The sequence below is a fragment of the Paracoccus sp. (in: a-proteobacteria) genome, assembly GCF_030538695.1.
Classification (GTDB): Bacteria; Pseudomonadota; Alphaproteobacteria; order Rhodobacterales; family Rhodobacteraceae; genus Paracoccus.
Genome location: NZ_JAUNTN010000014.1, coordinates 1 through 10,091 on the forward strand (window position 1 = coordinate 1; position 10,091 = coordinate 10,091).

Annotated in this window: 12 protein-coding genes; 4 read left to right on the forward strand and 8 right to left on the reverse strand. The window is 64.0% G+C overall.

What is annotated here, in order from left to right:
- From Q4G24_RS09135 to Q4G24_RS09145, 3 genes are all read left to right on the forward strand, one after another.
- Window positions 1–597 (forward strand): efflux RND transporter permease subunit (locus Q4G24_RS09135; RefSeq protein ID WP_303366215.1); only part of this gene is annotated, 597 nt, incomplete at its 5' end.
- Window positions 598–676: 79 nt separating this feature from the next.
- A complete protein-coding gene (locus Q4G24_RS09140; protein ID WP_303366216.1) occupies window positions 677–1,489 on the forward strand; it encodes a sugar phosphate isomerase/epimerase in 813 nt (270 codons plus the stop codon).
- A 10-nt stretch (window positions 1,490–1,499) separates the two neighbouring features.
- Window positions 1,500–3,167: an FAD-dependent oxidoreductase gene (locus Q4G24_RS09145; RefSeq protein WP_303366217.1), complete on the forward strand. Its 1,668-nt coding sequence runs from the start codon at window positions 1,500–1,502 to the stop codon at window positions 3,165–3,167.
- 36 nt (window positions 3,168–3,203) lie between these two features.
- Here the strand turns inward: Q4G24_RS09145 and Q4G24_RS09150 are convergent, their stop codons facing one another.
- Genes Q4G24_RS09150 through Q4G24_RS09165 form a run of 4 tightly spaced genes read right to left on the reverse strand, consistent with a single transcriptional unit; the run spans window position 3,204 to window position 7,323 of the window.
- Window positions 3,204–3,818, reverse strand: a complete 615-nt coding sequence (locus Q4G24_RS09150) for an NIPSNAP family protein (protein ID WP_303366218.1) — start codon at window positions 3,816–3,818, stop codon at window positions 3,204–3,206.
- Complete coding sequence (locus Q4G24_RS09155; protein ID WP_303366219.1) at window positions 3,815–5,500, reverse strand: FAD-dependent oxidoreductase; 1,686 nt, start codon at window positions 5,498–5,500, stop codon at window positions 3,815–3,817. Before Q4G24_RS09155 ends, Q4G24_RS09150 begins: the two co-directional genes overlap by 4 nt.
- A complete protein-coding gene (locus Q4G24_RS09160; protein WP_303366220.1) occupies window positions 5,497–6,498 on the reverse strand; it encodes a tripartite tricarboxylate transporter substrate binding protein in 1,002 nt (333 codons plus the stop codon). Before Q4G24_RS09160 ends, Q4G24_RS09155 begins: the two co-directional genes overlap by 4 nt.
- 27 nt (window positions 6,499–6,525) lie before the next feature.
- Complete coding sequence (locus Q4G24_RS09165) at window positions 6,526–7,323, reverse strand: shikimate dehydrogenase (protein ID WP_303366221.1); 798 nt, start codon at window positions 7,321–7,323, stop codon at window positions 6,526–6,528.
- A 145-nt stretch (window positions 7,324–7,468) separates the two neighbouring features.
- Here Q4G24_RS09165 and Q4G24_RS09170 point away from each other — a divergent pair, with 145 nt between their 5' ends.
- Window positions 7,469–8,269, forward strand: a complete 801-nt coding sequence (locus tag Q4G24_RS09170) for an IclR family transcriptional regulator (protein ID WP_303366222.1) — start codon at window positions 7,469–7,471, stop codon at window positions 8,267–8,269.
- A 17-nt stretch (window positions 8,270–8,286) separates the two neighbouring features.
- Here the strand turns inward: Q4G24_RS09170 and Q4G24_RS09175 are convergent, their stop codons facing one another.
- The 4 genes from Q4G24_RS09175 to trxA form a co-directional block, all read right to left on the reverse strand.
- Complete coding sequence (locus tag Q4G24_RS09175) at window positions 8,287–8,628, reverse strand: DUF2853 family protein (RefSeq protein WP_303366223.1); 342 nt, start codon at window positions 8,626–8,628, stop codon at window positions 8,287–8,289.
- A gap of 52 nt (window positions 8,629–8,680) precedes the next feature.
- The gene (locus Q4G24_RS09180) at window positions 8,681–9,085 is read right to left on the reverse strand and encodes a YbaN family protein (RefSeq protein ID WP_303366224.1); all 405 of its coding nucleotides are present in this window, start codon (window positions 9,083–9,085) and stop codon (window positions 8,681–8,683) included.
- A gap of 94 nt (window positions 9,086–9,179) precedes the next feature.
- Window positions 9,180–9,605, reverse strand: coding sequence for a hypothetical protein (locus Q4G24_RS09185; protein WP_303366225.1), 426 nt, complete (start codon window positions 9,603–9,605; stop codon window positions 9,180–9,182).
- A 144-nt stretch (window positions 9,606–9,749) separates the two neighbouring features.
- A complete protein-coding gene (trxA, locus tag Q4G24_RS09190; protein ID WP_303366226.1) occupies window positions 9,750–10,070 on the reverse strand; it encodes a thioredoxin in 321 nt (106 codons plus the stop codon).
- Window positions 10,071–10,091: the final 21 nt, after the last annotated feature.

Sequence of the window (10,091 nt, forward strand, 5' to 3'; positions counted from 1 at the left end):
CTGCCCGACGGGTTCTTTATCGACTATTCCGGCCAGTCACGCACCGAAAAGACCGAAGGTTCAGGCATCATCGCCGCCTTTGGTCTGGCGCTGGTGGTAATCTATCTGGTGCTGGCGGCGCAATTCGAGAGCTTCCGCGACCCGTTCATCATTCTGATGACCGTGCCACTGGCAATTTTCGGGGTGATCGTGCCACTGAACATCGGGCTTGGCACGCTGAACATCTATACGCAGATCGGGATGCTGGCGCTGATCGGGATTATCACCAAACACGGTATCCTGCTGGTCGAATTCGCCAACCAGCAGCGGCATGAGCTTGGCCTGAGCCGCGAAGCCGGGATGGTTCAGGCCGCCCGGCTGCGGCTGCGCCCGATCCTGATGACCACCATCGCCACCGCCGTGGGTGTGGTGCCGCTGATGACCGCCGACGGGGCAGGGGCGGCAGCCCGCTTTGCCATGGGGCTGGTGATTTTTTCCGGCATCACCGTTGGTACCTTGTTCACCCTGTTCATCGTGCCGACGGTTTACACACTGATTTCCCCGCGCGACTTGCCTGCAACCCCCGAAGAGCCGGACCCTACTGCCCCACAAGCGTGAACAAGAATCAAAATTGGAATTGTATTCCGTTTTGTGATCCGCTACCCCGGACGGGCATCAGCCATCCGGGGAGGGGATCATGGGTGCCAAACATCCGCTGTCGCTGGCTTTTCTGACATTGCCCGATGTATCACCGCCCACCATGATTCAGGCGGCGGCCAAAGCTGGTTTCGCCGCGGTCGGGCTGCGCCTGCTGCCTGCTGCGTTTCAGGGTGAAGGGCCTTATCCGATCCTGACCGACAACGCCCTGTTGACCGAGACGCTGGCGGCACTGTGCGATACCGGGCTGGCGGTGGCGGATGTGGAAATTATCCGCCTTGGCGCAGGGTTCGACGTTGCCACCACGCTGCCGTTTCTGGACCGCGCCGCCCAGCTTGGCGCGCGGCACGTGCTGGTGGCCGGGGACGACCGGGACGAAGCACGGCTGACCGACAACTATGCCCGGTTCTGCGCCACTGCGGCGCAGTTCAATATGACCGCCGATCTGGAGTTCATGCCCTGGACCGCCGTTCCTGACCTGCCCACTGCGCGGCGGATCATTCAGGCAGCGGGTGCGCCAAACGTGGGCCTGCTGATCGACGCGCTGCATTATGACCGCGCGGGCGCGACGCCGGATCAGGTGCGCGACCTGCCGCGCGATTGGATCAACTATGTTCAGTTCTGCGATGGTCCCGCCGATTACGACCCCAGCGACGAAGGGCTGATCGCCATTGCGCGCGGCGCACGGCTGATGCCGGGGGCAGGGGGCATTGATCTGACCGGGCTGGCGCGGGCGATTCCGCCCGGCGTGATGATCTCGGTCGAGGTGGCGGACCGGACGAACCGCCTGTCGCCCGAAGATACGGCACAACGGGCTTATGATACCACCCACGCGGTTCTGGACGCGGCATAAGGGGGCGACAATGGAATGGGATCGTGAAACGGATCTGCTGATCTGCGGCGCGGGCGCGGGTGGCATGGGCACGGCACTGATCGCGGCGCTGAATGGGCTGGACGTGCTGATCGCGGAAAAGACCGATCAGGTCGGCGGCACCACGGCGACTTCGGGCGGGACAGTCTGGGTGCCGGGGAACGCGCTGACCGGTGACAGCGCCGCTGATGCGGATACCTTCCTGCGCCATGTCGTCGGCAATCGCGGCGGCGACGATCTGCGCGAGGCGTTTCTGGCCTCGGCCCGGGCGGCATTCGCGCAGTTTCAGGACGAAACGCAGGTGCAATTCGCCGCCGCTGCTGCGCATCCCGATTATCTGGACGGGCCGGGGGCGGCCTATGGCGGGCGGGCCATGGGACCGCTGGCCTTTGACGGGCGGCTGCTGGGTGCCGATTTTGCCCGCATCCGCGCCCCAAGGCCCGAGTTTCTGGGCCTTGGCGGCATGATGGCTGGCCGGAACGAGCTGGACGCGCTGCTGAATCCCTTTGGATCGGTCGCGAACTTCCGGCAGGGCGCGGGGATCGTGCTGCGCTATCTGGCCGACCGGCTGCGCCACCCGCGCGGAACACGGCTGCTGATGGGCAACGCGCTGGTGGCGCGGCTGCTGTTCAGCCTGCGTGCGCGTGGCGTGCCGGTGATCTATGACGCGCCGCTGGCCCGGTTGATCCGCGAGGGCGACCGTGTGACCGGCGCTGAACTGACCACGCCGCAAGGCCCCGTCCGGGTTCGGGCGCGGCGCGGGGTGGTGCTGGCCACTGGCGGCGTGGCGTGGAACCCGGCGATCCGGGCGGCACTGTTTCCGCCTGAAACGCGCGATCTGTCACTTGCCCCCAAAACCAACACCGGCGACGGGGCGGATGCCGCGCAGGCGGTGGGCGGGCGGCTTGACGATGGTGGCGACAGCCCGGCGTTGTGGATGCCGGTTTCGTCCTATCGCCGGGCCGATGGTCATCTGGCGGTCTGGCCGCATATCCTGCTGGACCGGGCCAAACCGGGCCTGCTGGCGGTAAATACGCAGGGGCGGCGGTTCGTGAACGAAAGCAACAGCTACCATGATTTCAGCATGGGCCAGATTGCGCAGGGGGCGTTCCCGGCCTGGCTGATCTGTGACGATGCGTTCATTCGCCGTTACGGGCTTGGTCTGGTCTTGCCGGGCGGGCGCGGGCTGCGGCGGCTGCAAAAGGCGGGATATGTCGTCAGCGCAGCCGATCTGACCGGGCTGGCCGGTGCGATTGGCGTCGATGCGGCGGGGCTGGCCGACAGCGTTGCCGCCTATAACCAAGCGGCGGAAACCGGCGATGACCCGATGGGGCGCGGCACCAGCGTGATGAACCGTTTCAACGGCGATGCCTCGGTCGGGCCGAACCCCTGCCTGCGCGCCATCGGGCCGGGACCGTTCCATGCCGTGCAGGTCCGCCCGGCCGATCTGGCCAGCAGCGCCGGGATCGTCACCGATATTCACGGGCAGGTTCAGGGGCAGGGTGGCACGATCCCCGGTCTTTATGCGGTCGGCAATGACGCGGCCAGCATCTTTCGCGGAACCTATCCGGGGCCTGGCACGACCATCGGACCAGCGCTGGTCTTTGGCTGGCGCGTGGCGCGTCATGCCGCCGGGCTGCCGACGCCGGATGACCTGTAAGGCAAAACGCCCCGCAGATGCGGGGCGTTTCCATCATCAGCGCAGCGGAGACCCCGCCGCCGGAATCCCGATTTCCGATTCCATTTCCGATTTCAGCCAGGCCGGCCCGCCCGCAGGCGGCCAGATTCCGGCGGCGACCGAATCCGCCCGCGCCTTGGACCGTGCGGCGATATCGGCATAGGGCCAGATGTTCAGGAAACGCGGGCGCCCATCCAGAGCGCGTGCCGCCAGCAGGCATTTGGAAAACTTTTCCCGTTCGGGCAGGGCTTGTTCCCATTTTGCCGCCGTTTCGGGGAAACCGCCGGCCAGCTTGAACGGATAGGTGCGGAACTCATAGACGCCGCCATATTCACCGGGCTGGACCGGGGCGATAAAGGGAAATGCCTCGAAACTGTCCAGCGACAGATCGCCCAGCACGTCGCCACAGCCAAAGGGGCTGGTGCTTTCATGCGTGCGTTTGCGTTCCGCCATCATCTGCGCCAGATCGTCAAACCCGCGCAGCACGAACATGCGGTTCAGGCGACCGGTATCGACCATCCACATGCCCAGAAAGCGGCCCGCGCCCTCGTTTGCAAAGGCAGGGACGCCCTCGATGGCCTTGGGAGCTGTCCCCATAGGCAGGAACAGGATGGCAAGCTCGTAATATTTCATGAGTTTTCCTTTCGTGAAGCGATGTCCTGCGCGGCGATAAAGCCGAATGTCATGCCGGGGCCAAGGTTAATTCCCCCCGCCGGATAGGTGCCGCCCATAACGCTGGCCGCATCGGTGCCGACCGCATAAAGGCCCGGCACCGGCTGGCCCGCACCGTCCAGCACCCGCGCGCGAGCATCGGTCGCCAGCCCGGCGAAACTGCCAAGGCTGCCGGGCAGCACCTCGACCGCATAGAACGGGCCTTGGATGATCGGCGCGACGCAGGGGTTCGGGCCGTCGTGGTCAGGGTCGCCGTTGATGCAGTTATAGGGCGTCTCGCCCCGGTGAAACGCAGGGTCGCGGCCCCGTTCGGCGTGGCGGTTGTATTCGGCCACGGTGGCGGCCAGCCCCGCCGCGTCGATCCCGCAGGCGGCGGCCAGATCAGCCAGCGTCCGGCCTTTTTTCAGATAGCCCGACCACAGCGCAGACCACAGCGGCACCGGCGCAGGCTTGGCATGGCCCAGCCCGTAACGCCGCACAAAGCGGTGATCCGCGATCAGCCAGCATCGCGGCTGCTGTCCCTGCGGCGTGGCGGCCAGAAGCGCGGCGATAACCTGATGGTAGCCGTCGGCCTCATTGGTAAAGCGGTTGCCGTCCAGCGTCACGGCAATGATGCCGGGCTTGGCGCGCTCGATCAGATGCGGGAAATGGCCACCCCCCGGCACCAGCGACACCGGCGCCCAACTGGCCGGATGGGCCAGATCGGTGTCGATCACCCCGCCCGCGCCTTCGCCAAGGGTCAGCCCGTCGCCGGTGTTTTCCGGCGGGGCAGCGGTCCAGTGTTCAGCCCCGGTGGGTGTGTGCGGAAACAATGCCTGCCGTCGCGCAGGTTCGGCGGGAAAACCACCCGCCGCCAGAACGACCCCATACCGTGCGGTGATTTCGGCATTATCGCCCAAACGCACACCGCTGACCCGCTCACCCTCTCGCAGCAGGGCGGCGACAGGCGCTTCGGTGCGAATCTCGACACCGCGATCCAGCGCCAGCCGTGCCAGCCGCGCCACCAAAGCATTGCCGTTCACCAACAGCCGCCCGCGCCCGACCGTCGCGCTGTCCCAGATGTGGCGCAGGAACCGCCGCGTGACATAGGCGAAGGACCGCAGCGAACGCCCTGCCCGCAGGAAATGCCCAAGGTCAGCCCCCGAGGCGATGCCCATGCCAAAGAACGCCGTTTCCGGTTTCGGCGGGCGCAGCCGGTGCAGGTCGCGCCCCAGCCGCCGCCCGTCAAACGGCGCGGCGGTGACAGACCGTCCGCCAACCCCCGCGCCGGGCAGATCGCCCAGCATGTCGGGGATGGTGTTGCCCGCCACCCATTCCATGCCGATGTCGCGGAAAAACGCCACCATATCCGGCGCGGCCTCCAGAAAGGCGTCGATCCGGGGCGCGTCATAGTGATTGCCAATCACCGCCCGCAGATAGCTGCGGATGGTGTCGGCCTCCTCGACGATCCCGGCCTGAACCGCCAGCGGGTTCCGCGGCACCCACAGCCAGCCACCTGACCATGCGCTTGTGCCGCCGAACTGATGGTGCTTTTCCAGAACCAGCACCGACAGCCCGGCTTCGGCCGCCGTCACCGCCGCCGCCAGCCCGGACGCACCCGAGCCGACAACGATCACGTCATACTGATTCCGGTCGCTGGTCATGGACGCGGGATGCCGAAATCTTCCGGGGAATGTTTCGTCGCTCCGGCCTCATACAGCAGCCAGCTTGTGACCGACTGCCAATTGTCCAGAAACGCCCGCGCCTCATCGCCCGAGACATTCATCATCACATTGCCCCGGTTTTCCATCAGCGCAACGAAATCCGGCGATTGCGCGGCGGTATGAAAGGCGGCGACCAGCTTGTCACGGGCGTCCTGCGGCGCATCCTTGGCCACAAAGACGCCATAGAACGGCCCCCAAGGCAGGAAACGTGCCAGATCGGGCAGGGTGTCGGTGATCGGCGGGACGCCGGGTAACTGGCTGATTTCCCCGGCATTGACAACGGCAATGGCGCGGATGCGGCCCGCATCCAGCATCGGCTTGGCCGCTGACAGGCTGGCCGGGATGAAATCCACCGCACCCCCCATCATCGCCGTCAGGCCGGGGCCTTCGCCGTCAAATGGCACCGACGTCACCTGAAAATCGCCCGTCGTTTTGACCATCGTTTCGGTGACATGGGACAGGCTGCCCGGTCCCATCGACCCCATCCGCAGCTTGCCCGGATTGGCCCGCGCAGCGTCCAGCAAGCCCTGCATATCCTGAATAGGCGAATCCGCCGGGACCGCCAGCACGACTACACCACGCCCCGGCAGGTTGACCGGGAAGAAATCGCCGTAATCCGCATCGGCAAGGCCCAACACCTTGTAAAGCTGCGGATTTTCAGCGCCAAACAACAGCGTATAGCCATCGGCCCGCTGCGCCTGCGCAAAGCGCATCCCGATGGCCCCGGAACCGCCGGAACGGTTGGTCATGACCATACGTCCGCCCAAAGCCTGCTCGGCGTCATGCTGCAAGGCGCGGCTGACCGTATCGGTCGCCCCGCCCGCACCCCATTGAATGATGCCGGTGATTTCCCGCGCAGGGTAATCCTGCGCCAACGCCGGGGCTGCCAGCGCCAGCAGTGCAGCAGTGCTTATACCAATGAAATTGCGTCGTTTCATGTCCTATCCCTCCCAGTTTCGGACAAATTACCGCGCGGTGGCGGTGTAAAAGGCGACCATGCGTTCGGCCACGCCGTTGAACATGCCCAGCCCGGTCATGGTGTTGCAGCCAATAGCCCGCGCGGCGGCGATCATCGGGGTGATCTCGGGGCGGGTCACGCAATCGGCGACGAATTGCGCGGCATTCAGGCGATCGGTCTGAACCGGCAGCGGATCATCGGGCTGCATCCCCATCGGCGTGGCGTTGGCGATAATGTCAAAGCCGCCCGGATCCATGCTGCCCGCCCGTGCGCAACCTGAAAACTCGCCGTTCAGCCGCGCAATCAGGCTGTCGCGCCGCACGGTGTCGGCATCATGGATGGCCAGTTCAGACGCCCCTTGGCGCAGAAACTCGTAAGCAATTGCTGAACCGGCGCCGCCTGCACCGATCAGCAGAACAGATCGCCCCTGAACCTCGCCACCTTGCGCCCTGATCCCCGCGACATAACCCTGACCGTCGCAATGATCGCCAAACCAAGCGCCATCAGCCTCGCGCCGGATGACATTCGCACCGCCAAGAAAGCGCGCCTGATCCGACAGCCGGTCACAGACCGACGCCGCGCTGAACTTATGCGGCACGGTAATGACCAGCCCATCGACATTGCCAACCAGCTTCAACCCGGCAACGATAGCGGCGAAATCAGCCGCAGGCGCATGGAGTGGCGGCACGATGGCGTTCAACCCCTGCTGTGCCAGCGCCGCCGTCAGCAGCGCCGGGGATTTCACCTGACCGATCGGATCACCCAGAATCGGGATCAGCCGCGTTTCACCATCCAATTGCATCATCCTGCCCCCTTTGCTGCGTCCACTTGTCGCATAATTAAAACTGAAGTCAATAATGGAATTGTATTCCGATTATGTGAGCGATTGCCGGAGCGCAACTTTCGGAATATCATTTCAAACTGGAACATATCTGCTGGGGGGGATGAAGATGAGTTCTTCGCTGGAACGCGGCCTGTCGGTGCTGGATCTGCTGTCTGCCCACCCCGAGGGGTTGGCCGTCGGACAGGTTGCGCAAACGCTGGACCTGCCCGCCAGCGGCACACATCGCCTGCTGAATCAACTGGTTGAATATGGCTATGTGCATCAGGATGGCACCCGCAGCGCCTATACGCTGGGGATGAAACTGCCCGCCCTTGGCCTGTCTTATCTGGCACAGGCCGGGATTACCGACATCGCCCAACCGGTGCTGGACCGTCTGGCCGCGACCAGCCAGCAGCTTGTGCGGTTAAGCGTAATTGACGGCGGCAATCTGGTGTGGGTGGCGGTGGCACAAGGCGCAACGACCGGGTTGCGCTATGATCCGGGGCGTGAGCAGGGGGCGACGGCACATCTGGCCAGTTCAGCCAGCGGTCTGGCCTGGCTGTCAACGCTCAGCGACGATCAGGCGCTGGAAAAGGTCGCGCGTCAGGGCTTTGCGCAGGCCAGTTCCGGTCAGGGTGCCCCATCGGGGGCAACCGAGTTTCTGGCCCGGCTGGCGCAAACACGGGCGCAAGGCTGGTCGGTGACGGTCAACAGCTTCATTCCCGGCATGGCGGCAATGGCCGCGCCAGTGCGGATGGCTGACGGGCGGACGCTTGGGGCGCTGTCCATCGCCGGACCAGCGATCCTGCTGGACGAGACACGCATGACAGAATTGGCCCCGGCTTTGCTGGCGGCAGCGGATGAAATGGCCGTAGCTGCCCGCGGCTCGGCATTTTTCCGGCAGCAGATGGGGCAGGCGGCCGTCTGACCGCCCACCCGAACCGATCAGGCGTAAACTGCCTGTTTGCCGAAATGCTCGGTCAGCAGATAATAGACCACCGGGCGGTATTTGTTGCGGTTGGACCGGCCGTATTTCTCGAACACCGCATCAATCGCGGCATCCAGCTCCGGCGAGTCCGCAAGGCCAAGCTTCTTGACCAGAAAGTTGTTCTTGACGCGGGCAACCTCATCAGGGTCGCTGGCCGAAACGGTTTCGGCATCAGCGTTATAGATCGAGGGGCCACAGCCGATCACCACCTTGGTCAGCAAGTCCATATCCGGGGCCATGCCCAGCTTGTCCTTCATATCGGCGGCATATTTCGCAATCAGGTCGTCACGTTTGCTCATGGCAAGATCCTTCAGGGGGTTGCGTGATAGCCGCAGGCTTGCCGATCAGACATCAAATATCAAGATTTTTCGGCGCATTGCGCGGTTTCCGGCGCGTCCCCCTTGGCGGTTCGGGCCGGGTAACGACAAACAGCGACACCAGAAACAGCACGATGGATTGCCCCCAGATTGCCAGAGGCGGCAACAGCATGACCCCGATCACGACAGATCCAGCCATGGCCGTAACCGCTATCACCTTGATATGGGCTGGAATCGCGCCGTGTTCTTCCCAGTCGCGGATCGAACGACCAAAGCGCGGATGCAGACGCAGCCAGCGATGCAAGCGCGGCGAGCCTCGGGCGAAACACAGGCTGGCCAGCAACAAGAACGGCACTGTCGGCATGATCGGCAGAAACACCCCGACCACTCCCAGCAGCACCGACAGCCAGCCACCCCCAATCCACAATGCCCGGATCATTGGCACCGCCCCTTTGCACAAGTCATGGCGTTCAGGGGGGAATATGCGTTCATTGCGGCACCTGACAGATCGGTCTGGCCGATATAAGGCAGGCTCAGCGCAACCCGGCAAGGGCGAAATAGCGTTGCGGACTGGTTTCAGTCTGATAACCGACACCTGATGCCACAATGCAGGCCGTGCCATCACCGCGATTCATCACCAATGTCCAGGTTCCCATCTGCTCGGACCCCCAAAGCTGGGTGTCATCCGCACCTGCGCTGACAAAACTTTCCGTAAAATCATGCCGCAGCGTATCTTCGACAGCCTTGGTCACATCGCAATAGGGCTGGTCCGCCGCAACGGCGGTCTGATCGCGCACGGATTCCATCACCGAACGGGTATCAACACCGGATACCGCAGACCAGCCACGCGGATTGGCATTGTTCCATGCGGCGGATTCAATCGCCGCAAAAGCACCTGAAACGGGCAGGGCGGCAATAGCGGCAGCGGCAACAAAGCGGATCATCTTGCGCGGGGTCATGGTTTCCCCTCTCGGTTGGTTACAGTTGCAGTCACAACCCGCAGCCATCCGGCAAGGTTCCGCCTGTCGCGGCAATCCACCCGATAATAAAAGGCGGCAGGCCCGCAAGCCCGCCGCCTTGTTTCACGTGAAACATCTTAACAATCAGATAGTTTCGTCGATCCAGCTTTTCAGCGCGGCCTTGGGTGCCGCACCCGTTTTATTGGACACGACCTGACCATCCTTGAACATGAACAAAGCAGGAATACCACGGACGCCAAGCGACGCCGGGCTTTCCGGGTTGCTGTCCACATCGACCTTGACGATCTTCAGCTTGTCGCCATATTCGGCGGCCAGTTCTTCCAGCGCAGGGCCGATCTGCTTGCACGGACCGCACCATTCGGCCCAGAAATCGACCAGAACGGGGGTGTCAGACTGACGCACTTCGGCGTCGAAAGTAGCATCGGTTACGGCTTTGGTGCTCATGCTGTGTCTCCTGAACGGGGT

Bases quoted from the DNA above. Each gene is read 5' to 3' on its own strand.
- Q4G24_RS09140 (WP_303366216.1), top strand. From the start codon at position 677: ATGGGTGCCAAACATCCGCTGTCGCTGGCTTTTCTGACATTGCCCGAT.
- Q4G24_RS09145 (WP_303366217.1), top strand. From the start codon at position 1,500: ATGGAATGGGATCGTGAAACGGATCTGCTGATCTGCGGCGCGGGCGCG.
- Q4G24_RS09150 (WP_303366218.1), bottom strand. From the start codon at position 3,818: ATGAAATATTACGAGCTTGCCATCCTGTTCCTGCCTATGGGGACAGCT.
- Q4G24_RS09155 (WP_303366219.1), bottom strand. From the start codon at position 5,500: ATGACCAGCGACCGGAATCAGTATGACGTGATCGTTGTCGGCTCGGGT.
- Q4G24_RS09160 (WP_303366220.1), bottom strand. From the start codon at position 6,498: ATGAAACGACGCAATTTCATTGGTATAAGCACTGCTGCACTGCTGGCG.
- Q4G24_RS09165 (WP_303366221.1), bottom strand. From the start codon at position 7,323: ATGATGCAATTGGATGGTGAAACGCGGCTGATCCCGATTCTGGGTGAT.
- Q4G24_RS09170 (WP_303366222.1), top strand. From the start codon at position 7,469: ATGAGTTCTTCGCTGGAACGCGGCCTGTCGGTGCTGGATCTGCTGTCT.
- Q4G24_RS09175 (WP_303366223.1), bottom strand. From the start codon at position 8,628: ATGAGCAAACGTGACGACCTGATTGCGAAATATGCCGCCGATATGAAG.
- Q4G24_RS09180 (WP_303366224.1), bottom strand. From the start codon at position 9,085: ATGATCCGGGCATTGTGGATTGGGGGTGGCTGGCTGTCGGTGCTGCTG.
- Q4G24_RS09185 (WP_303366225.1), bottom strand. From the start codon at position 9,605: ATGACCCCGCGCAAGATGATCCGCTTTGTTGCCGCTGCCGCTATTGCC.
- trxA (WP_303366226.1), bottom strand. From the start codon at position 10,070: ATGAGCACCAAAGCCGTAACCGATGCTACTTTCGACGCCGAAGTGCGT.